Source organism: Arthrobacter sp. CDRTa11 (assembly GCF_026427775.1).
In the GTDB taxonomy this organism is placed as follows: Bacteria; Actinomycetota; Actinomycetes; order Actinomycetales; family Micrococcaceae; genus Arthrobacter.
This window is the reverse complement of the sequence record NZ_CP044532.1, coordinates 4,214,026-4,236,427: the sequence shown is the minus strand read 5'-3', so window position 1 is coordinate 4,236,427 and position 22,402 is coordinate 4,214,026. Positions and strand designations below refer to the sequence as shown.

20 protein-coding genes are annotated in these 22,402 nt (G+C 65.6%); 13 read left to right on the top strand and 7 right to left on the bottom strand.

The features are described from left to right. Positions 1–91: 91 nt before the first annotated feature. Together F8G81_RS19230 and F8G81_RS19225 are read right to left on the bottom strand one after the other, a co-directional pair. On the bottom strand, positions 92–1,015 hold the full coding sequence (locus F8G81_RS19230) for a CHAD domain-containing protein (protein ID WP_267276237.1): 924 nt from the start codon (positions 1,013–1,015) through the stop codon (positions 92–94). 110 nt (positions 1,016–1,125) lie between these two features. Next, positions 1,126–2,841 (bottom strand): bifunctional 3'-5' exonuclease/DNA polymerase, encoded by a 1,716-nt coding sequence (locus tag F8G81_RS19225; RefSeq protein ID WP_267276236.1) that lies wholly within the window; start codon positions 2,839–2,841, stop codon positions 1,126–1,128. A gap of 229 nt (positions 2,842–3,070) precedes the next feature. Between F8G81_RS19225 and ssd the strand changes: the two genes are divergently transcribed. The 7 genes from ssd to F8G81_RS19190 all read left to right on the top strand — a co-directional run bounded on the left by ssd (position 3,071) and on the right by F8G81_RS19190 (position 8,854). Beyond that, on the top strand, positions 3,071–4,177 hold the full coding sequence (gene ssd / locus F8G81_RS19220) for a septum site-determining protein Ssd (RefSeq protein WP_267279297.1): 1,107 nt from the start codon (positions 3,071–3,073) through the stop codon (positions 4,175–4,177). Next, complete coding sequence (locus F8G81_RS19215; RefSeq protein ID WP_416377070.1) at positions 4,174–5,598, top strand: TadA family conjugal transfer-associated ATPase; 1,425 nt, start codon at positions 4,174–4,176, stop codon at positions 5,596–5,598. The genes ssd and F8G81_RS19215 overlap by 4 nt, the downstream gene beginning before the upstream one ends. Further along, entirely contained in the window at positions 5,595–6,602 is a 1,008-nt protein-coding gene (locus F8G81_RS19210; protein ID WP_267276235.1) for a type II secretion system F family protein, read from the top strand. Before F8G81_RS19215 ends, F8G81_RS19210 begins: the two co-directional genes overlap by 4 nt. Then, complete coding sequence (locus tag F8G81_RS19205) at positions 6,599–7,237, top strand: type II secretion system F family protein (protein ID WP_267276234.1); 639 nt, start codon at positions 6,599–6,601, stop codon at positions 7,235–7,237. The genes F8G81_RS19210 and F8G81_RS19205 overlap by 4 nt, the downstream gene beginning before the upstream one ends. 341 nt (positions 7,238–7,578) lie before the next feature. Continuing rightward, positions 7,579–7,950 carry a DUF4244 domain-containing protein gene (locus F8G81_RS19200; protein ID WP_267276233.1) on the top strand — a complete coding sequence of 124 codons (372 nt, stop codon included), beginning with the start codon at positions 7,579–7,581 and terminating at the stop codon, positions 7,948–7,950. 143 nt (positions 7,951–8,093) lie between these two features. Next, positions 8,094–8,498, top strand: a complete 405-nt coding sequence (locus tag F8G81_RS19195) for a TadE family type IV pilus minor pilin (protein ID WP_323809210.1) — start codon at positions 8,094–8,096, stop codon at positions 8,496–8,498. Then, on the top strand, positions 8,495–8,854 hold the full coding sequence (locus F8G81_RS19190) for an Rv3654c family TadE-like protein (protein ID WP_267276232.1): 360 nt from the start codon (positions 8,495–8,497) through the stop codon (positions 8,852–8,854). Before F8G81_RS19195 ends, F8G81_RS19190 begins: the two co-directional genes overlap by 4 nt. On the opposite strand, the gene F8G81_RS19185 is transcribed toward F8G81_RS19190, so the two are convergent. Together F8G81_RS19185 and F8G81_RS19180 are read right to left on the bottom strand one after the other, a co-directional pair. Further along, a complete protein-coding gene (locus F8G81_RS19185; protein WP_267276231.1) occupies positions 8,851–11,241 on the bottom strand; it encodes a DEAD/DEAH box helicase in 2,391 nt (796 codons plus the stop codon). The genes F8G81_RS19190 and F8G81_RS19185 overlap by 4 nt on opposite strands. Positions 11,242–11,344: 103 nt before the next feature. Further along, positions 11,345–12,034 carry a GNAT family N-acetyltransferase gene (locus F8G81_RS19180; protein ID WP_267276230.1) on the bottom strand — a complete coding sequence of 230 codons (690 nt, stop codon included), beginning with the start codon at positions 12,032–12,034 and terminating at the stop codon, positions 11,345–11,347. 149 nt (positions 12,035–12,183) lie between these two features. Here F8G81_RS19180 and F8G81_RS19175 point away from each other — a divergent pair, with 149 nt between their 5' ends. Beyond that, the gene (locus F8G81_RS19175; RefSeq protein ID WP_267276229.1) at positions 12,184–13,077 is read left to right on the top strand and encodes a rhodanese-related sulfurtransferase; all 894 of its coding nucleotides are present in this window, start codon (positions 12,184–12,186) and stop codon (positions 13,075–13,077) included. Between the two features lie 14 nt (positions 13,078–13,091). Here the strand turns inward: F8G81_RS19175 and F8G81_RS19170 are convergent, their stop codons facing one another. The 3 genes from F8G81_RS19170 to F8G81_RS19160 form a co-directional block, all read right to left on the bottom strand. Next, on the bottom strand, positions 13,092–13,691 hold the full coding sequence (locus F8G81_RS19170; protein ID WP_267276228.1) for a hypothetical protein: 600 nt from the start codon (positions 13,689–13,691) through the stop codon (positions 13,092–13,094). Between the two features lie 84 nt (positions 13,692–13,775). Then, positions 13,776–14,234, bottom strand: coding sequence for a hypothetical protein (locus F8G81_RS19165; protein WP_267276227.1), 459 nt, complete (start codon positions 14,232–14,234; stop codon positions 13,776–13,778). A 9-nt stretch (positions 14,235–14,243) separates the two neighbouring features. Further along, on the bottom strand, positions 14,244–15,401 hold the full coding sequence (locus tag F8G81_RS19160) for a hypothetical protein (RefSeq protein WP_267276226.1): 1,158 nt from the start codon (positions 15,399–15,401) through the stop codon (positions 14,244–14,246). A 283-nt stretch (positions 15,402–15,684) separates the two neighbouring features. On the opposite strand from F8G81_RS19160, the gene F8G81_RS19155 reads away from it, so the two are divergent. The 5 genes from F8G81_RS19155 (at position 15,685) to F8G81_RS19135 (ending at position 22,369) form a co-directional block, all read left to right on the top strand. After that, entirely contained in the window at positions 15,685–16,461 is a 777-nt protein-coding gene (locus F8G81_RS19155; protein ID WP_267276225.1) for a MerR family transcriptional regulator, read from the top strand. A 38-nt stretch (positions 16,462–16,499) separates the two neighbouring features. Beyond that, entirely contained in the window at positions 16,500–18,179 is a 1,680-nt protein-coding gene (locus F8G81_RS19150) for a DUF7059 domain-containing protein (RefSeq protein ID WP_267276224.1), read from the top strand. A gap of 69 nt (positions 18,180–18,248) precedes the next feature. Beyond that, a complete protein-coding gene (locus F8G81_RS19145; protein WP_267276223.1) occupies positions 18,249–18,974 on the top strand; it encodes an ArsR/SmtB family transcription factor in 726 nt (241 codons plus the stop codon). A gap of 137 nt (positions 18,975–19,111) precedes the next feature. Then, the gene (topA, locus tag F8G81_RS19140) at positions 19,112–21,841 is read left to right on the top strand and encodes a type I DNA topoisomerase (protein WP_267276222.1); all 2,730 of its coding nucleotides are present in this window, start codon (positions 19,112–19,114) and stop codon (positions 21,839–21,841) included. A 75-nt stretch (positions 21,842–21,916) separates the two neighbouring features. Next, positions 21,917–22,369, top strand: coding sequence for an SseB family protein (locus F8G81_RS19135; protein WP_267276221.1), 453 nt, complete (start codon positions 21,917–21,919; stop codon positions 22,367–22,369). Positions 22,370–22,402: the final 33 nt, after the last annotated feature.

The window sequence follows — 22,402 nt, the reverse complement described above, 5'->3', positions numbered from 1 at the left end:
GCACAGTGGATAGCTACTGCCCGGTACATTTCTGCGCACGTCCCTGGTGGTCCCACCATCACACATGACTGGAGCGGGCAAGGAAAATCGGCTATGGCCGGGGGCTCTCAGTACGTCCAAGGGCCATCACGATGGCCGGCGACGGAACCGGGTCAAGGGCAAGCAGCCTTAAAAACTCCGTTTCGGCGGCAACCGCGCGCAGGGACTCGAGCTGGGCCAGTGCCGCTGCGTCCCGCGGATCAACGTTGGCAGTAGCTGTCAGCAATATGCTGGCCACCACGGCATCGTGCTGTTCGCCCAGGAGCCGCTGGAGCGCGATGGCAGGACGAACGATCGCCAGGGCAGGTTCCCCGAATGACGCGGTTACTGCCTCGGCCGAATAGCGAAGGCCCTTAATCGCTTTACGGACGTTGTGCAGCTGGAAGTGATGCTCATCCAAGGGCAACGGTTCGCGCGCCTTCGCCATCAGGATCCCGAGGCGCTCCCAGCGGTTCTGCAGCGCTGCTGTGACCTCCATCCTGCCGGTGTGGCCCCAACCGGCTGCGAGAACACGCCGTGCCCTGGCCAAAACCGGGCCTGTGGCCGTCTGCTCCAGTGTCGCCGCCCGTTCCACAGCCCGTGCGCGGAGCGCTTCAACCAACTTCCGCAGGCTCTCCTCACGGTGCCACGGACCGTTGGCATCCAGCACCAGGGAGAGCCGTTCAGCTTGGACTTCGGCATCACGCGATTCGCCCAGCCCGCGCGCCAGCGTCTTCAGCATCCCGACGTCGTCCGCCGGGAAATCGGGCAAAAGGAACCTGTTGCACGTGGCCACCGAGCGGAAGCGGCGTACCGCAACCCTCGCGTTGTGGACGGCTTCCGGATCCCCTGCTCCGGCCAGGGGGAGGTTGCCTTCCAGCACATTCAGTTGGTCCAGGAGGTAGTCAGCCAGCGCCGCACGCGGCCGGGTCCGGCTTTGGTGCGGGGCGCCGGAAGATCGCCCGGAGCCGGCCTGCTGCTCCTGAACACCGCTCATGTGGCCAGTTTCCCTTGCCCATGCCCGCCGCCACAAGGGCAGGGGCGTTCAGGTATGGTTCCATGTCCGGATTCCGCGCCTGGCTGACACGCATTGATTCCCGTGTGGGTCTACTTTGCGTTGTCGTAGGAATCGACCACGGCCACACTGACTGGAAATTCGACGGGAATGCGGCCGAACAGCAACTCCTTGGCTGCCCCGGCGGCTTCCTCGATGGCACGGATACACGCCTCCACTCCGGCTTCCGGCGCGTGCACCATTACTTCGTCGTGCAGGAAAAACACCAGTTCCGCCTGGAAGGAACCTTCCGCGCGCATGGCTCGCAACCGCCGTCGTAATTCCGCCAGCCAGCAGGCGGCCCAGTCAGCAGCCGAACCCTGCACCACAAAGTTGCGGGTAAAACGGCCGCGGGACCGGGCGATGGAGTCGGCCCGGCGTTGCTCCTCCGCGGTGGCGGTCCGCTGGCTTTGGAGCCAGCCTTCCGATGGCGGGGGGCTGCTGCGGCCCAGCCGGGTAGTAACGGTGCCGCCCTGCTCGCCGTTGCGCGCCGCCTGCTCCACGAAGCCCACAGCGCGGGGATAGGTGCGGGCCAGCTGCGGCATCAGGCGGCCGGATTCGCCGGTAGTTGCACCGTAAATGGCACCAAGCAGGGCAATCTTTGCCTTCGCACGGTCACCGCCGAACCCCTGCGCCGCAATACCCGCATAGAGGTCCTTGTCCCTTGCGGCTTCCGCCATTTTGGAGTCCTGCGCGAGGGCCACCAGGACCCGGGGTTCCAGCTGTGAGGCATCCGCGACAATAAGTTTGTAGCCGGGATCCGCGTGCACGGCGCCGCGGATCTGGCGCGGAATCTGCAGGGCACCGCCGCCACGGGAGGCCCACCGGCCGGACACCACTCCGCCCACCACGTATTCGGGCTGGAACCGGCCGTTGTTCACCCATGCGTCCAGCCACGCCCAGCCGTTGGCGGTGTGCAGGCGGGAGAGTTTCTTGTAGGCCAGCAGCGGTTCGATGGCAGGGTGGCTGGATTCCTGGAGCTCCCATTTTCGGGTGCTCTTTACCTCAATGCCGTTGCGGTGCAGGGCGCGCATCAGCTCCTGCGGGGAGTCAGGATTCAGTCCGGGGGAGCTGAGCAGGCCGCGTAATTCGGTGTTCAGCGCCTCAAGCTTCGCCGGCCTATGGCCCAGAGGCGGGCGGGGCCCGAGGTGGTCCGCCAGGATTTGCCCGTGCAGGTCCTCCCGCCACGGAACTCCTGTATGCTGCATTTCCGCTGCGATCATTGCCCCCGCAGATTCAGCCGCCAGGAGCAGCTGAAGCCGCTTCTGCTGGTTGTCTTCGCCGCTGGCCGAGGCCAAGGCTGACTGCTGGGCGGCGTATTCGGCGCGCAGTTCGTTCAACGTCGGCAGCGATGCTGCACTCCGGGCCAGATCCTCAAAGAGCGCACCCTGCTCGGCGGGCGGTGGCGGTGGCTGGAGGGCACGCGGCGGCTGCTGCGGATCGTCAAGTGTGATCTTTTCGGCGTTCCGGGCGTAGTCAGTGTGTGCCGTGAACTGGGAGTACGCCAGGATGTTGCCGCACAGCGTCAGGTCATAGCACCGGTCAACTTCCACCCCGGACGCCAGCAGAGCCGGATACCAGTCCTGTGTCCGGTGCCAGATCCAGCGGGGTGGCGGCGCTCCGTGGGCGTGTTCCCGCTGGCGTACGACGGCGGGAAGACCGGCCGCGCTGACCACGCACGGTTCCGGGTTGTCCGGGTGGGGGTCGCCCGCCTGAGTGACTTGCTGCAGTACTGCGCCTTCAGCGTGGGCGGCGAGCAGCAAGTACATGGTTCTCATTCTGCCCTGTAGGGAAGGCCTGATTGACCTCCCCTCCACAGCTGGCCGTTGCGGAGTGTTGTCCACATAGATCACTGCGCCCCTTAGCGCGTTCGGTGGGCAGCGGGAGAGTGGTCCCATGAGCAGGCATCAGCTACCGTCGTCCACCTTTGAACAGGGCGCCCCATCAGGCCCGGCGCGCCGCGGCTCCCCTGCAGGCAACCCCTCACACGGCACCGGAATGACCCTTGCAAAAGGACCGGATCCTGCTGCGGCTGCATGGCTGCCGGATGACTCTGCGGAGGTTCTGCTGGTCACAGGCTTCAGCGTTCTCCGGAGTGAGGTGGAGCGGATCGTTGCCGCCGCCGGAGGACAACTGCGTGTGGTGCCTGATGTGGCCGAGGCCGCCAAATGCTGGGACTCGGCAGCAGCGGTGCTGGTGGGGAGTGACGTCCGGGAGTTGCCGCCGCGGCGGCGGGCGCCGGCGGTTCTGGTGGGCCTCAACGGAGAAGGTGACAGCCTCTGGCATCTGGCTGCGGCCCTCGGGGCTGAACGGGTTGCAGTGCTGCCGGACGCCGCCGCCTGGCTGGCGGAATACCTCAGCAGGTCGCGCTCACCTGAGGCCGGCGGACTGGTGCTCGGGGTTACCGGAGGATGCGGCGGGGCAGGTGCCACCACGTCTGCCATTTGGATCGCGCAGGCTGCGGCCGGGCTGGGTGCGCGCGTCCTGCTGGTGGACGGCGATCCCTGGGGAGGAGGGCTGGAACTTGCCCTCGCTGCCGAAGAGACGCCGGGCCTGCGCTGGCCGGATCTCTCCGAGGCCAGCGGAAGCATCGATCCTGAACAGCTCTCTGATTCCCTTCCCGTCGCCGGAGGCTTTTCGTTCCTGTCCTGGCCGGGCAGCCGGGACCGACCCACTCCAGTGGACGCTCCCACGACGGCGGGTGTCATGGATGCCGCACGGCGTGGGTACGAACTGGTGGTCGTGGACATCGGCCGAGGCTCAGAACAGCTGCACACCTTCGCCTGGGACTGCGACCGCATCCTGGTGGTGGTTCCTGCACTGCTGAAAGCTGCGGTGGCTTCAGCCCGGTTGTTGCAGGAGCTTCCGCCGGTTGAAGCGGCACTGCTGATCAGGGGCAAAACAGGAGCGGCCCTGGACGGTGCCATGATTGCGGAGGCAGTGGGGCTGCCGGTGCACGGAAGAGTCCCGGAGCTCCGCGGCGTGGGTGCCGCGTCGGAGAACGGAAGGCTCCTCGAGCTGGGCAAACGGCGCGGCGTCAGGCACTTTGCCGCTTCAGTTCTGGACCTGCTTGAGGACGAGATTCCGATGGGTGAACTCCTGTGAGCGGCCGTCTGCCCCTTTCCCCAGGCACTCCCGGTCCCGCAGCAGGGATCCGGCGCCGGCAGTCCAGGGCCCAGGATCCCTGGGCACTGGATTCGGCGCTGCTGGAGACCGTCCGCGAATCGGTAATGGCCGACGCCGGACCGGTCACCCCTTCCCGGGTGGCTGCCGCTGTCCAGGCCACAGGCAAGCTGCTGGGGACTGCCGGTTCCCTTGCCGCAATGGAACGGATCAGCGCTGAACTCAACGGGCTGGGACCCCTGCAGGAGCTAACCAGGGACGTGCGGGTGACAGACATCTTCGTCAACGCCCCGGACTCCGTCTGGGTGGACAGGGGAAAGGGGATTGAGCGGGCCAACGTCTTCTTTGCAGGTGAAAGCCAGTTGCGGGCCCTGGCCTCACGGCTCGTCGCTGCCGGCGGCCGACGGCTGGATGACGGGTCGCCGTGCGTGGATGTCAGGCTGGATGGCGGCTATCGGGTCCATGCTGTGCTGCCGCCCATCTCCACAGCGGGCACCCTGCTCAGTATCCGGATCCGCCGCGAGCAGGTATTCAGCCTTGACGAACTCCGGTCCGGGGGCATGTTCGGCCCACTTATCCAGGATGTCCTCGAACGCATTGTGGAGCGCCGGCTGAGCTTCCTCGTCAGCGGAGCCACCGGCTCAGGCAAAACAACCCTGTTGTCCACGCTGCTGGGACTTTGCTCTCCCGGCGAACGGCTGGTGCTGATTGAAGATGCCGCGGAACTGAACCCTGTTCACCCACATATTGTGTCGCTGGAATCACGCCACGGGAACCTGGAAGGTGGGGGTGAAGTGGATCTCGGTGAGCTGGTCCGGCAGGCATTGCGGATGCGGCCAGACAGACTGGTGGTGGGGGAATGCCGCGGGGCTGAAGTCAGGGAACTCCTTACCGCCATGAATACCGGCCACACCGGAGGGGGCGGAACCATCCACGCGAACACGGCCACCGCAGTCCCGGCCCGGCTTATAGCCTTGGGGGCATTGGCGGGGCTGGGGGAGGACGCCATCAGGCTTCAGGCTGCCAGCGCGCTTGATGTGGTTATCCATGTGGAGAGGTCGGCGTATGGGCGCCGCGTGGCCTGCATCGGGGTGGTAAACAATGGTCCCGACGGCCTTACAGTGGTTCCTGCCTTGGAAGCTGACGCTTTTGAAACTGGGGCGCTGGATGCCGGCGCTGTAGGGAGAGAGGCTTTCAGGACCGGGGCTTTGGAAAGTGGCCCGCTGGAGCCTGGGGCGCTGGATGCCGGCGCTATGGAAACTGACACGGGCCGAACACGTCACGGGCCGGCGTGGGCGCCGCTCGCCGCCCGCCTTGGGCTGCAGCACGTCACGCGTGCGGCATCAGGCGGGGGCTTCGTTTCAGGCAGCAGCTTTCGAGCCGTATCCGGAACGGCAGCATGACTGTCCTTCTGGCCGTCGTACTCGTGGGGGCGGTGTTGCTCCTGCACCGGCCCGGTGGAGTGGTGCGCCGGCTCAGGCGCGGTATGGGCACTGGCAAAGTGGGCAGCCTTGGCTCGTCGGGCCCTACGCCGGGCCGGCGCGGAGCTCCAGCTCGTGACGTATCCCTCCTTGGTGCTTTCATGGATGGTGCCTTCCGCCGTGCTTGGTCCAGTGATCGCCGGTTCAGTGGTGGTTGGTTCCTCCGTCTCGGACGTCTTAGTGACAGGCCGGGGGTGGGCGCGGGGGCTGTCTCCCTGACCCTGGTGGTGCAGCAGCTCGCCGCATTGCTGAAGGGCGGCCGGACTCCCGCCAGGCTGTGGGAGGAGATATGGCTGGTCCACACCGGCATGTCGGAACGGGTGCCGGAAGGATCTGGCCGGGTGCCAGAAGGGCCTGCATCGACGGAAGCGCTTGGACGGACCGGACCGCGTGGGAGGATCGAACAGCCATGGCCGGCAATGCGGCCGGAAGCCATGCCGGGCCGGGTTGGCTCTGGCTTGAGCCCAGCCTCACTGATCATGCTCGGGACTGCGCGGGCCGCCGCTATTCGCGGCGCACCGGTGTCCGACGCCCTCAGGATGTCGGCCAGGACCGCCTTCCCGCGCGGAGGCAAAGAGCTCCGAGTCTGGCTCGACCTCGCTGCCTGCCTCGATATTGCCGAGGCAAGCGGCTGTCCTCTGGCTGACGTCCTATCCCGCTTTGCCAGCCAACTCGAGGTGGAAGATGACGCCGAGGCCGCCCGGCAGACGGCGCTGGCGGGACCCAAGGCCACAGTCAGTCTCCTGACGTGGCTGCCGCTGATGGGTCTTGGTCTGGGCATCGCCCTGGGCGTTGATCCACTTGCCATTTTGTTCGGCACACCTCTTGGGCTGGCAGCGCTGGCTGCTGGTGTGCTCCTAACAGTTGCTGGCCGGGTCTGGTCTTCGCGGTTGGTCCATGCCGCGGCAGGGGCGGCCGTGCCATGACAGAAAGTTTTCTCCCTGTACTTTCCTTGGTTTTTGTCCTGACCGGCGCCGCGACTCTTGCTTTTGCGGGCCACGGCCGGGCCAGGACGCGGCTGCTCAGCCTTTGCTCTGCACCAGCATCGGCCGCTGCCGGGAAGGCGGGGGATCGGTTCCGCAGCCATGACACGTCTGCGGACTCGCGCCGGGCTGGCAACTTCGAGGGACTGCGCGACACTCCGATGATCCTGGAGCTCGTGGCCGCGATGCTGGACTCCGGGTCAGGCATTGGACGATCGCTCGAACTCGTGGCATCCGCTGCCTCCAGTGACTACCGCAGTTCGCTGCGTCCGGTCGTTTCGGCGCTCGCCATCGGCGCCGACTGGGAGACGGCTTGGCGAAGCTCGGAGGTGCGCCTGCCGGAGATCCTCGAGTTGCGTGATGCCTTGGGTTTCGCAGCACTGACGGGCGCCCCATCCTCGGCGATTCTTTATGCCCAGGCTGCCAGGCTGCGGCGCGAGAGATTCCGGGCGGCGGAGAAATGCGCGGCATCACTGGGCGTGAAGCTGGTCATTCCCCTTGGACTGTGTTCGTTGCCTGCCTTCATATGCCTCGGCGTAATTCCGGTGCTGCTGGCGCTGGTTCCCTCCGGATCCTGACCCAGTCGCTTGGGGCATCACATTCGCAATTGTGTATGGCAAGCTCGCGGCTTGGTGCGCCATGCCCCATGCGCGATGCCTCATACCCCATACCCCAACCCGCTGCGATTCCCAGTGCGCGCTTCTTCTTTGAACGGTCAGACCCTCCGGTTCAGTCCTCCTCCATGCGCAGCGCTCTTCCGACCACACCTAACTCGCGTGCCCACAGCTCTTGTCCTCCACACTCAGCGCGCAGCCACCTCTTTTCCACTTAGGACACCGTTCCCCTTACCGCCATTCGCGGGGACGGGAAGAGTCGAATCCACCGGCAACCAGGCCGGACCGCAGAAAGGAACATCACTATGTCGCTTAGCCAAAGCAGCCCGAAAGCCCCCACTCCAGGCGCTCCCACTCCAACCCCACCGCCTCCCGCAATGTCGCCCGGAGGAAGTGCCCACGAGTCGGAGGCTGTAGCGCCTCCGGGCAGCGGGCAGGAGCGGACGGCCCAAGGCCATGACAACGTCATTGAGCTGTATCTCGGTGCCAGCAGGCTGCAGCGGCGTCGGCGCGGTATCCGCCTTATGGGTTCGCAGTCAGGAATGGCCACCGCAGAATATGCCATCGCCACGTTGGCCGCGGTGGGATTCGCCGGCTTGCTCGTCTTCATTCTCCGCAGCGACGAAGTACGTGGCTTCCTGCTGAACCTCATCCGCACGGCGCTGGCCTTGCCATGACCAAGATGCCCGGCACTTGCCGCTCCAGCCTCCGTGCGTGTGCGCGTTGGCGTCCGGCAGGTCGAAGCATCCTCCGTTGCTGTTTCAGGCTTGGTTGCCACGGCCGGCGGAATGCCCGCGGGGCCGTAACGGCGGAGTTCGCGGTGGCCTTGCCGGCAGTCCTGCTGCTGCTCGCGTTGCTCCTGGCGGGAGCCGCGGCAGGAGTCACCCAGCTTCGTCTGGAGGAGGCGGCGCGGGCCGGTGCCAGGGCATTGGCGCGGGGCGAGAGCGTCGCAGCTGTCGAGGGAATCGTCAGGACGCTGGCCGGAGCTACCGCAACAGCTGCCGTGGCCGCTGATGGCGAATGGGTGAGTATCACGGTGGCTGACCGGGTTGGTGGCCCGTTGGGGACGACGGTGCCCTGGACGTTGACTGCTGTCGCGTCTACGAGGAGTGAAACTCACGCTGCCCGCCAAATGCCGGGTCAGGAACTCGCGAAACATCTGGGGCCGGTGGCACTCGGCGAGCTCCTGATAACACACCAATCGCGGGGGCGGGCGGCCGCATGAGCGGCAGGATCCGGGACCACCCGGAGCGCGGCTCGGGCACCGTCCTTGCAGCGGGACTCGCACTGGTGGTGATGATGGCCATGGCCCTGATGCTGTTGTTGGCGCAATCAGCGGTGATGGCCAGCAGGGCGGCAGCCGCCGCCGATCTGGCGGCCCTCGCCGCGGCCGATGCCCTGCGCGGCCTCACACCCGGCCAGCCGTGTGCGGTAGCAGCTGACGTGGCAGAACGGCACTCCGCCAGGCTCGTGGGTTGCACAGAAGGTGCAGGCCAGACAGTTGAGGTCCGGACAGAACTGCTCGCCAGGACAGTCCTGGGGACCGCAACCGGCCAAGCGCGTGCGGGACCTCCGCCCTAGCTCTGGAAGCTGGGCGCCTCGAACAAGTCACTGCTTGTTGCTGCCTCGCTCGCATCCCTGAGCAGCACATCGATCAGGGTGATGGCGGCTGCCTTGTCCAAAGGGTTGTTCTTGTTGCCGCACTTGGGGGACTGCACACAGGACGGGCAGCCTGACTCGCATTCGCAGGCCTCGATGGCATCCCGGGTGGCGGAGAGCCATACCTTGGCCTTCTCGAAGCCGCGTTCGGCAAAACCCGCACCGCCGGCGTGCCCGTCATAGACAAAAATCGTGGGCATCCCGGTGTCGGCATGGATGGCTGTGGACACACCGCCAATATCCCAGCGGTCACTGGATGCCACCAGCGGCAACAGTCCAATGGCGGCGTGCTCAGCGGCATGAAGGGCGCCGGGGAACTGGGCTTCGATGAGCCCTGCTCCTGCCAGCGACCGGTTTTCCACCACAAACCAGACCGCTTTGGTGAAGAGCTCCCTGGCCCCCAGCTCCAAGGGCTCCTCGCCCAGGATCTCGTTGGAGATCAACGCCTTGCGCTGAAAGGAGACCACCTGTGTTGTGACTTTCACGTCGCCAAAATGCACGGAAACATCGCCCCATTGGGCCGTCCGCTGGGTCCCCAGTACCTCGATCTGGGTGACGTCCCGGGCCGTGGTGTAGTAGTCCGGGTTGGCACGCCGCACCACCACGCAGTGGTCGTCTTCATTCAGGTCTTCCACCACATAGCTGTCTCCCTGGTGGACATAGACGGCACCGGTATGAGCCTGATAGTGCGTTTGCGGGGAGTCCATGGTTCCCAGCAGGGAACCCGTATCGGCGTCCACAATACTCACCGGTCCGCCGCCGTCGGCCCGCAGATTAACCATTGCCGCGGCACTTTGTGAGTGCGTCCAGAACCACCCTGCAGGCCGGCGGCGAAGGTATCCCTGAGCCACGAGCTGTCCGAGCAGTTTTTCGGATGTGCTGCCGAACAGGCCCAGTTCAGCCACGCCAAGGGGCAGCTCCGCGGCCGCGGCGCACAGGTGCGGCCCCAGCACGTACGGGTTGGAGGGATCGAACACTGTTGCCTCAACCGAGACGTCGAAGATGGCCTCGGGATGGTTGACCAGGTAGGTGTCCAGGGGGTCATCGCTGGCGACAAAAGCTGCGATGGCGTCCTGGCCCGCCCGCCCGGCACGGCCTATTTGCTGGAACAACGACGCCCTGGTCCCGGGCCAGCCTGCCACCAGCACGGCATCCAGTCCGGAGATGTCGATTCCCAGTTCCAGGGCGGATGTGCTGGAGACGCCCAGTAGCTCCCCGGAACGCAGGGACCGTTCCAGGGCGCGCCGCTCTTCCGGCAGGTAACCGGAGCGGTAGGCCGCAACCCGCTGGGGCAGGCTGGGATCCACCTCGTCCAGGAGGCGCTTGGTAATGGAGGAGATCGTTTCCGCCCCCCGCCGCGACTTGATAAAGGCAATGGTCCGGACGCGGGAGGAGACAAGGTTGGCCAGGAGGTCGGCAGTTTCCGCTACCGCGGTGCGCCGTTCCCGGGCACCGTTTTCCCCTTTGAGCTCCATCAGTGCAGGCTCCCAGAAGGCCACGGTAGTTGAGCCGTGCGGTGAACAGTCCTCGGCGACAGCCCGGACAGGTGCCCCAATGAGGCGCCCGAAGGATGTGCCGGGCTCCGATGCGGTGGCTGACGCAGCGATGAAAACGGGCCCCGGGTTGGAGGTTCCCGAATTGTAGTAAGCGCAGATGCGGCGCAGGCGTCGCATCAGGTTGGCAACGTGCGAGCCGAACACTCCACGGTAGCTGTGGGCCTCATCAACGATCACGTACTGCAGCCGGCGGAAGAAGCTTGCCCACCAGGCATGGTTCGGAAGGATGCCGAAGTGGAGCATATCCGGATTGGCCAGGATGAAGTTGGCGTGGTCCCGTATCCACCGGCGGGAGGCAGGATCGGTGTCGCCGTCGTAAGTCTCGGCCCGGACTGTGGGCAGTTTCAGGGCGCGGATGGCTGCCAGTTGGTCCGCGGCGAGGGCCTTAGTGGGCGAGAGATAAAGCGTCACGGCGCCGTCGTCGTGAATCTTTCCTGGCTGGGACAGGACCCGAAGCTCCGAGCGGTGGATGGCGTCCAGTGCCGGAAGCTGGTACGCCAGCGACTTACCGGAGGCTGTGCCGGTGGCGATCACAACGTGCTCGCCACCATTGGCAAGGTTGGCGGCCTGGATCTGGTGGCGGTAGGGCTCGTGGATGCCCAGGGAACCATAGGCAGAGACGAGATCGGGGTGAGCCCACTCGGGCCATTCCTCGTGGATCGCCTGGCGGGCCGGGATGGTGCGGACATGACGCAGCTGTTCCGGATCCGGGCCGCGGCCCAGCAAAGGAATCAGGGAGTCATGGGGGTTCACCCCAACATTCTTTCACCCAGGAAAAAATCATTGGGCACGCTGGAAGAATTCATCGCCCAGGGGCAGCTGACCGGAGATTATCGACCCAGTCTGGCGGTCAGGATCAGACGGAAAGGTCGGAGCCCTCGTTGGAGGCGGACAGCATCAGAACCTGGCAGACGGTGGACCACCCCAGGTGCGAATACAGCTTCTGGCCATCCAGGGATGCCAGTAGCAGGCCATTTTCCACATCGTGCTCAAAAGCCTGCGCCGCCAGCGCCTTCATGATGAAGCTGCCCAGCCCTCGGCGCTGGAAGTTCGGTTCGGTGACAATCTTGTCGAAAACGGCCGTCCCGCCAACCACAAAGACCCGCCCGCTGGCTGCCAGGGCGTCACCGGAACGCACCACGGCATGATGCACGCCGTCGAGCTCAGACGTCTCAAGAGCGAGATCGTCATCGGAGAGCCAGGGATCTTCCGAGTCCTGCGTTTCCATGTCCACGATCATCATTGCCTGGGAGGCGGAAGTGACGTTGAGACGGTGTTTTTCGGCCAGGTAGGTGTAGCGGGCAAGGTCATTGGTCAAAACGCTGAGCACCCTCGAAGGAGCTTCGGCTGCCTTGGCAGCCAGGGAAGCAAACTCCTCATCTGAGGGGTCATGGGCGAAATACTCCCATTCCCCGGTGGTGTCGGCCCGCAGCACGGCGGGAAAGCGGCCCTCAGTGGCCGTCGGGTATCCGCGGCAGCCGGCCCAGCCGGCTACCCAGACTTCAAGAAGGCGAGTGATGTCTCCAACCATGGCGTCCGGACTCATGTGATGAGACTATTCCAGCCCTGTCACAAGCAACAGGGGTTGGCTGCCCCGATATGACTTGCTTACGCAATTGTGATCCCGGCAACTGCGGTTCCCGGCAAAAATCTTGCAGGCTGGAACGCTTGAGCCCACCCAGTACCCTTAAATACGTGGCTTTGAACAGAATTGTGCTTTTTTATGGCTTTACCCCGATCGCTGACCCGGACGCGGTCCGGCTCTGGCAGCGTGCCTTGTGCGAGAAACTTGGACTCACCGGACGCATCCTGATCTCCAAGGACGGCATCAACGCCACAGTGGGAGGGGAGATCGGTGCGGTGAAGCAGTACGTGAAAACCACCCGTGAATACAAGGGCTTTCATGGGATCGACGTGAAATGGTCTGACGGCGGGGCCGAGGACTTTCCGCGGCTCAGCGTCAAGGTCAGGGACGAGATTGTCTCTTTCGGCGCTCCCGGCGAACTCAAGGTTGATGCCAACGGCGTGGTGGGCGGCGGTACTCATCTCCAGCCCGAAGAACTCCATCAACTTGTGGACGCCAGGAAACAGGCGGGTGAGGAGGTGGTGTTTTTCGATGGCCGCAACGCGTTTGAAGCGCAGATCGGCCGGTTCAAGGACGCCATTGTTCCCGATGTTGCCACCACGCACGATTTCATCAAGGAACTCGACTCCGGCAAGTACGATTCCCTCAAGGAGAAGCCGGTGGTCACGTACTGCACCGGCGGCATCCGCTGTGAGGTGCTCTCCAGCCTCATGGTGAACCGCGGCTTCAAAGAGGTGTACCAGCTGGACGGCGGAATCGTCCGGTACGGCGAAACGTTCAAGGATCAGGGCCTCTGGGAGGGTTCGCTGTATGTCTTCGACAAGCGCATGCACGTGGAGTTCAGTGAGGACGCCAAGACGATCGGCGAATGTACCCGGTGCGCCGCCCCCACCAGCAAATTCGAGAACTGCTCCAACCCCAGCTGCCGCACCCTGACCTTGTACTGCACTGAATGCGCCTCGAGTCCGGAGACCTTGCGCTGCCCGGACGGCTGTGCGGCCTGACCGCAGGCGCAGCGTCAGAGCAGTGCCAGCCGGTAGGCGTAGTTGGCAGCCGACCTTGACTCCATGCGGAACGTCAGCACGGACTCCCCGGAAATGTAGATGACGTACTGCCTGGTTGATCCGCACCGAAGTCCCACGTCCACCAACGTGACGTTGTCGCTGCGGACGGTAAACGTCACGCGCCGCAGGCCCTTGCAGGCCAAAGACAGCGCATAGGTCCCGGCAGGCAGGCCCGCTGCTTCCTCCGTCTGGGCTTCGTTTTCTGCCAGCAGGCCGTGGTCCATGTGGATCACCTGCTGTTTAGTCGCCGGGAGCGCTTCTTCCAGCCATGGCCCCACATCGGCCTCGCTAACGGGATCGTCCCGCCGCGGATCGCGGGTGAACACGGGGTCGGTGACAGCCGGAGCTGCTGACGCCGCGGGATCAGCGACGTTCCGCCCGTCGTCGTACGTGTATTCACACCCTGCCAGGGACGCACCCGCGATCATGGCGCCGGCGGCCCACAGCACGACGCCGGCAGTGAAGCGGGTGCGCAGCCGCGCGTTCCGGGACGGGCACCAGCCCGGAAAAGAAACCGCGTTACGGCGCGAGGGCGCCCCCTGAACGGCGGGCATACTCTGACTGTAGGCTCGGCGTTGATGCCAGACCAGAGCTGGCACCACCCAATGCGGGTATTAGGGGATACCCCGAGTCGGCAGCTACCCTGCCGGCACCAGCTGGTAGGCGTAGAGCAGCGGCGCATCCACGCTGGACGCACTGATCTCCAGCGGGCCCGCTTCGGCCACGGTGACCTTGGCGCTCTCGCGGGTGCCGTAGCACGCGGCCCCAAGATCCACCAGCTCGCGTCCCCCTGCCCGGACCGCCAGGAAGGCCTTGCCGCCACCCTCGCACACCAGGGTCAGTGTGTAGCTGCCGGCGGCAACATCCTCGGTGTGCTCCATCGGCTGCGAGTTAAGGATCCTGCCCGCGTCTTCTGCCACAGTCTCCGGGGCGGACGGCAGGGCAGTGGCCTTCCACGCGGGCACATCCGCGTTCTCCACGGAAAGCTGCTGGGCGCAGCCGGCAACTGCCAGCAAGACTCCGACGCCAGCTGCGGCAGCTGCGGCGGAGAGGGAACGGGGCAGGGCGCGCGGAAACGACCAAAGACGGACAACCATGCCTCAAACTTACCCGGCGATCAGCTCCTGCACCCCGCCCCGGTGCAGGGCCAGGTAAACCCGGTCCCGCAAGGCGTTGGCCTCCGCGTCCGTCAGTGTCCGCTCCAGCGGTTGAAGCACCAGCCGCACCAGGACGTTCACCTGGCCTGCGGCCATCGCCAGGCGTTCGACGGCGGCGGGCGGCAGCTCCGCCGTCGGCGTGACCGCCTTGACCTCAAGGGCAGCGAGGACGTCCGCATCCGCGCCCAACGCGGTGCGGGCCAGGTCGCCGAGAAGCTCGACGTCGGCCTCGGCTGCGGAGGGCAGCACCAGCGAGAGGTCGCGGCGGACTTCGGGCATGGCCGATACGGGACGGTACGGAGCAAGATCCAGGAGCTGACGTTGGACGTCCGGATGCCCGGAACGAAGGAGCCTGATGTCGGTGATGCCCTTTCGCAGCATCAGCGCGCGGTCAAGACCCATGCCCAGTGCCAGGCCGGCCCACCGGCGGGGGTCTAAGCCTGAGCCGCGGAGGACAGGCGCGGCCACCAGTCCGCACTCGGCCAGTTCCAGCCATTCGCGCCGTCCGTCGGGCAGGGTGACCAGCACGTCCAGCTGCCGCCCCGCCGCGGTGTAGCTGTGCTTTGCAGGCGTGGCCCGCCACTCGATCCCGGGGTGCTCGGCAGCCGGGAGCACAGCTTCCACCACGGCGGCCATCATCGACTCCAGGTCTGAAGGCCCCAACAGCCCGCGCGCCCTGAGCCGCCACAGATCCACCTGGTGCGGGGCACCAACGTGGGTCCTGTCGATGGCATCCCGGCGGTACACCAGGCCGGGAAGCACGTGCAGGGTGTCGTAGTGGCCCAGTTCGCCGCGGAGCGAGTCCAGGAGTGCGGGAATTCCCGCCGAGGTATGGCTTCGGAGCATCACGGTGGGGCTGACATGCCGCGAATAGCGTGAGTCGCGGGTGACGTCGTCGGACGAGTATCCCAGCCGGTCGTAGTTGTCAGACGTGGCCACCAGCGGATTGAGCCGGTGGATCTGGGACGGCACCGACCACAGGCGTTCAAGCGCTGCGACCACGTCCGCCAGGAGCAGCTGCATGGCATGCGGACCGGCTTCGGGATCGGACAGGTCACGCAGGGACAGGGCAGAGTTGAGCTGGGTGAGGGAAAGGTAGTTCTTCATGTCGGGGGGTCCTTTGGTGCATCAGGTACGGGAGGGGGAGAACACCCTCAACCGCTGAGCCGGACGGACCCCGGCAGCTCCAGTCAGGCGCGCGATGGGAAGCCCGTGCGGCCGGTAAGCGGCCGAGGGCTGATAAATCGCTGCTGTGTCTGCATTCGTCCATAATACGCCGCGCGGCCCAAGGCCCTGGCTCAGCCCTCTTGACCTTGACGCTACGTCAACATCTACGGTGGGTGTATCGGCCCAGGGAACGGGTCCATAGACGACTGGCAAGGAGGAAGCGATGGACTGGTCCATCCAGGACATAGCCCGGATTGCAGGCACCACCAGCCGGACGCTGCGCCACTACGACGACATCGGCCTCCTCAAACCAAGCCGCACCGGGCACAACGGCTACCGGTACTACAACCAGGCCGCCCTGGTGCAGCTCCAGCGCATCCTGCTCCTGCGCGGACTGGGGCTGGGCCTGCCCGTCATCAGCCAGGTGCTCGATGACCAGGCGGACGCCGCCACAGCGCTCGCCGGGCACCTCGAGTGGCTGAAGCAGGAACAGGACAGGCTGGCACGGCAGATCGCGTCGGTCAGGCAAACCATCGAAGCAGTGAAAGGAGGCGGCGAAATCATGGCAGAAGACATGTTCAACGGTTTCGACCACACGCAGTACAAGGACGAGGTAGAGGAGCGCTGGGGCAAGGACGCCTACGCCCGCGGAGACGCGTGGTGGCGCGGCATGGGCGCCCAGGAGAAGGCCGAATGGAAGCAGCGCTCACAGCAGCTGGGCGCCGACTGGATCGCAGCGGCCACGTCCGGCATTGCCCCGGACAGCCCTGAGGCCCAGGACATCGCACGGCGCCACGTGCAGTGGCTGACAAATATCCCCGGAACGCCGGCCGCCCACGACGCAGGGGCCGCAGGCGGCCAAGGCACCGTCAAGGCGTACGTCACAGGCCTCGGCGAGATGTACGTGGCGGACCACCGGTTCGGCGCCAACTACGGCGGCCCGGACGGCGCCGCCTTCGTCAGGGATGCGCTGGCGGTCTATGCAGAGCGGAACCTGTAGCTCCGGAACAGGACGTCGGCCGCCAATAGACTTGACCGGTGACTGACTCCTCGCTCTTTACCGCCGGCAACACCCCTGACGCTCCGCGCAGCGACCTCCCGGAGCTACTCACCGCGCTCGCCGCGGACCTGCGCCGGGTGGACTACACGCTCGACGGCGTAGCGGGGCTCCTGGGCGACTCCGCTTACCGTGCGCTGCACCGGGACCAGCTCATCCCCGCCCTGCTGGCCACCGAAAATGCCGCCCAAGGCGAGGGTACGACGGCGGCGCTCGCCGCCGTCGTCCGTCTCTGGCTGCTGGCCGAACCGCAAGAGCGTGACACGCTCGACGCCGCCCTGCCGGGAGTTGGGGCGGAGGGCTTGCTGACGCTGGGCCTGGTGGAGCCCGTTCCCGGCACTGACCAGCCGGGGCAGGACCTGCTCCGCGCCAAGGTGGACCTTCGGCCGTACGGCTGGGCAGGGAACCCGGAAACTGAGGCGGCAACAGGCGAAACCGGCGGCGCAGAGCTCTGGGTGGCGAGCGACCTTGCTGCCCACCAGCGCGGCGGAGTGCTCCGGCACGACCATGTGCTGGGGATCGGGCAGGCTTCCACCACCCTGGTGCAGTCCACCATCCGACGTCCGGTAGCCAGGGCACTTGACCTCGGCACGGGCTGCGGGATCCAGACGTTCCACCTCCTCCACCAGGCCGGGCATGTGACAGCCACGGACATCTCCAAGCGCGCCCTGGCCTTCACCCGCTTCAACCTGCTCCTCAACGCAGACGTGCTTCAGGTGGACCCGGAACGCCTGGAGGAGAGGGTGAGCCTGCGGCTGGGGTCCCTTCTGAAACCGGTTGAGGGTGAAAAGTTCGATCAGGTGGTGTCCAATCCGCCGTTTGTCATCACGCCGCGGACCACCCACGAAGACGCCTCCGAGCAGTTCACCTACCGGGACGGCGGCCTTCCGGGCGACGAAATCATAGCGTCGCTGGTGGCCGCCTTGCCTGGCGTTCTCGTCCCGGGTGGCACTGCGCAATTGCTGGGCAACTGGGAGATCGCGGCCGGGACCGAGTGGCAGGAGCGGCCACGGGACTGGGTCAGTCCAGATGTGGACGCCTGGTTCATCCAGCGCGAGCAGGTGGATCCGGAGCAGTACGCCGAAACCTGGCTGCGGGATGCCTCCGAAGGCCGGGACAGGAAACACTACCTGGAGTCCTATGCCGCATATCTGGACGACTTTGCGTCGCGGAACGTGGAAGGCATCGGATTTGGCATGATCTGGCTCCGGCGTCCCCTCGGTGACGGGCCCGGCGAAGCCACCATCAGCCGCTTCGAGGAAATCACCTATCTGATTGAACAACCGATCGGGCCCCACCTGGGCTCCGCCGTCGAACGTTCCGACTGGCTGGCAGCCTGCAGTCTTGAGGACGCGCACCTGCTGGTGGCGGAGGACGTCACCGAGGAGCGCCACCAGCGCCCCGGCGCCGAACACCCCGGTGTCATCCTCCTGCGCCAGGGAGCGGGGCTCCGGCGCACCAACCTGCTCAGCACCGAACTGGCCGGATTCGTTTCAGCGTGTGACGGTGACCTGTCCGTCGGGCAGATTATTGGCGCCCTGGAAGCGCTCCTGGGCGGCAGCCTTGCGGGGGAGGACGGGTTCGACGCCGGTGCTTTCCGCAGCGGGCTGCTCACCGAGGTGGGGAACCTGGTGCGGGACGGCTTCCTGTTGCCTGGCTAGCAGGTTCGGGCGGTTCTGCGATATCAAAGGTTTCTTTCACGCCTGGGGCGGGCTGGATAGACTGAAGCAGTGGATACAGAATTCGCGCACTTGGGCGCGCCGGCGGCAGGGCTGACGGCAGCGGCTGCACCAGCGGCCGCCCTGGAATCGCCTGAATCGCGTGACGGGGCCGGGACGAAGGTGGAAATCACCGATCCCAAAGCTATTCGCGCCCTGGCCCACGCTGCCCGGCTCGAGGTTATCTCGGAGCTGTATTCCACCCAGCTGAGCCGGACGGCCACGGAACTGGCTGTCCAGACCGGGCTGACGCCCAGCGCCATGAGCTATCACCTGCGGGCGCTGCAGAAGTGGGGCATCGTGGTGCCGGCTGCAGCCTCCGGTGACGCCCGGGAGCGCCGCTGGAAGGCAGCGGGAACCGACGTCACCATCAATTCGGGCGGGGGAGCAGCCAGTCCAGAGTTCGCCGTCCTCGAGCTGGAACTGGACGCCTTCCGCCGCCGGGTCCGGGCCTACCGCCACTCCCGGGAGGAAAGGCAGGGCAACGGGGGCCAGGCCCAGGCCCCCACCGCCGTCGTCCTCGCGAGCAACCTGCTGCACCTGACCCGGGAGCAGCAGGCAGAACTGACCCAGCGCCTGTTTGCGCTGCTCAGGGAGTACGAGCTGGAGGATCCCCGACGGATTCCGCCTGGGTCCGAGCGGATGGCCGCCATGTGGTCGCTGATTCCGGACGACCGTTCAGACCTTGCTTCAGACCCTGTTTCAGGCCCCGGAACAGACTCCGGTTCAACTGTGTAAACACTGGAAATCCGGGACATCACCGCACCCCGAAAAGCAAGGTCTTTTCCACAGGAATGCGCATGTTTGTCCAAAATATGGTGAACTAGGCCAGTATGGGCTCATCTGCCCGAGCAACCTTTTTCTGTAGGAGCACCGTGCCAAGCAAGGCCAAAACCGGCAAGAAACTCGTGATTGTGGAGTCTCCCGCCAAGAGCAAGACCATCGCCAAGTACCTCGGCGAGGGCTTCATCGTAGAGGCCTCCATCGGTCACATCCGCGACCTGCCGCAGCCGTCAGAGCTCCCCGCTGAACTGAAGAAAACATCGGTGGGCAAGTTCGCCGTCGACATCGAAAACGACTTCAAGCCGTACTACGTGGTGTCCCCGGACAAGAAGAAAAAGGTTGCCGAGCTCAAGGCCCAACTCAAAGACGCTGACGCTCTTTATCTCGCAACCGATGGGGACCGCGAGGGCGAGGCCATCGCGTGGCACCTGCTGGAGGTGCTCAAGCCCAAGGTCCCGGTATACCGGATGACGTTCGGCGAAATCACCAAGGAAGCCATCCACCGCGCTATGGACAACCTGCGCGATGTTGATGCTGCCCTGGTGGATGCCCAGGAAACCCGCCGGGTGCTGGACCGCCTCTACGGCTACGAGATCTCCCCGGTCCTGTGGCGCAAGGTGGCCCGCGGCCTGTCCGCCGGCCGCGTGCAGTCAGTGGTCACCCGCATGGTGGTGGACCGTGAACGCGAGCGGATGGCATTCAAGGCCGCGTCCTACTGGGACCTGACCGGGCAGTTCGGAGCCGATTCCGGTTCCTTCAAAGCGAAACTGGCAGCCGTTGACGGCGCCAAGGTAGCCACCGGCCGTGACTTCAACGACGACGGCGTCCTCACCTCGCGCAACGTGGCGCACCTGAACGAGGAACTCGCCACGTCCCTGGCAGCCGGGCTGCAGGACGCTTCGTTCGCTGTCCGCTCCGTTGACACCAAGCCGTACACCCGCCGGCCCGCGGCACCGTTCACCACTTCCACGCTGCAGCAGGAAGCCGGCCGCAAGCTGCGCTTCTCCTCCAAGAGCACCATGCAGGTTGCCCAGCGCCTGTATGAAAACGGCTACATCACCTATATGCGTACGGACTCCTCGGCGTTGAGCGACGAGGCCGTCACTGCCGCCCGTCGCCAGGCGTCCGAACTGTACGGCCCGGAGTACATCCCGGCGTCGCCGCGCGTCTACTCCAGCAAGGCCGCGAACGCGCAGGAAGCCCACGAGGCCATCCGCCCCGCCGGAGACTCGTTCCGCACGCCGGCGCAGGTTGCCAAACAGCTCTCCGGCGACGAGTTCCGCCTCTACGAACTGATCTGGAAGCGCACCGTCGCCTCCCAGATGGGTGATGCCAAGGGGTCGACGGCCACCATCCGTCTCGGCGCAGTGGCTGCTGACGGCCGCGACGCAGAATTCTCCGCCTCGGGTACTGTCATCACCTTCCCCGGTTTCCTCGCCGCCTACGAAGAAGGCAAGGACGAAACCCGTGGCGACGAGGACTCCGAGGAGACCCGCCGGCTGCCGAACGTTGCCAAGGGTGATGCCCTCAAGGCCTCGGACATCATCGCCGTCGGCCACGAAACCTCGCCGCCGCCGCGCTTCACGGAAGCATCCCTGACGGCCGAACTGGAAAAGAAGGGCATTGGACGCCCTTCCACCTACGCCTCCACGATTTCCACCATCCAGGACCGCGGCTACGTCCGGAAACAGGGCTCAGCACTGGTTCCCAGCTGGATCGCGTTCTCCGTGATCCGCCTGCTGGAGCAGCACTTCACCGACTACGTGGATTACGAGTTCACGGCCGATATGGAAGGCGACCTGGACAAGATCGCCAACGGCCAGGCCGTCGGTTCAGCCTGGCTCAAGCACTTCTACTACGGCGAAGACGCCGATCCTGGCCTGCTGAGTATCGTGAACAACCTCGGCGAGATCGATGCGCGCGAAATCAACTCCGTGCCCATCGCTGAGGGCATCACCCTCCGTGTGGGGAAGTTTGGCCCGTATCTGGAAAGCACCATCCCCACGGTGGACGCCAAAACGGGAGAGATAGTTGAGTCCTCGCGTGCCAACGTTCCTGAGGACCTGGCCCCGGACGAGCTGACCGCTGCCAAGGCCGTGGAGCTGATGGAGACGGCCGCACCGGAAGAACGTGTGTTGGGCACCGATCCGCACACCGGACACACCGTCGTGGCCAAAAACGGCCGTTATGGTGCCTATGTCACGGAGGTCATCCCGGAGATGACCGACGAACAGCTGGCCAACCAGCCCGTGGAGTATTACAAGAACGGCAAGCCCAAGCCGCCGAAGAAGCCCGTCAAGGCCAAGCCGCGCACGGGATCGCTGTTTGCCTCGATGTCGGTTGATTCCGTGACCCTGGATGAGGCGCTGCAGCTAATGAGCCTGCCCCGGGCACTGGGCGAGGACGCCGAGGGCAACCTCATCACGGTGCAGAACGGCCGTTTCGGCCCGTACCTGAAGAAGGGCACCGACTCCCGTTCCATCGGTTCGGAAGAGGAAATCTTCACCATCACGCTGGAGCAGGCCCTGGAGATCTACTCCCAGCCCAAGCAGCGCGGTGCCCGTGCCGCGGTGCCGCCGCTGGCCGAGTTCGGTCCGGACCCTGTGTCGGAAAAGAACATCGTGGTGAAGGAGGGCCGCTTCGGCCCGTACATCACCGACGGCGTCACCAACATCACCGTCCCGCGGGCGACCTCCCTGGAGGAACTGACGCGGGAGCAGGCGGTGGAACTCCTGGCCGAGAAGCGCGCCAAGGGTCCGGTCAAGCGCACGACGACGGCCCGCAAGGCGCCGGCTAAGAAGAAGGCCGCGGCCAAAAAGTAGGGTCGGACCGCTGATTTCGCTTTGTGGGCACAGACTGTGTTTGCGCCGGGGTTCGCAACGTGATCGAGTAGATGCATGACTGAACAGCCTGGAATTGCCGATACCAACCCGCTGAACGACCTCGAAGAGAAGCTCGCCCAGGGCGGACAGCCCGACGCCAGCCCGGTGGACGTCATCCTGTCCTTCCTCAACAGCGAGGTCTATGTCATCAGCACCGAAGGCATCGAGGGGGAAGACTCGCAGGTTGAGCCCCTCGTCCTGGCCAACGCCGACGGCGAGCCCGTCCTGGCGGTCTTCTCGCACCCCACCCGCGTTGACCAGCAGTACCTTGAGGCAGCCCCGAACATCCTGGGCACGCAGGGCGCCGCCATCATCGCCAACATCGGTGAGGAGCTGGGCATGGTGATCAATCCGGGGGCCGCCTTCGGCTTCGAGATCAACCCAGAGGGCGTGGCCAACATCAAGCGGGACTTCAAGCGCGCTGATGAGCTTCCCGACGGTGCGCCCGCGGATCCCGCCGCGAACTGACGCCGGCCGTAGCCGACATCCGGCGTCCCGGTT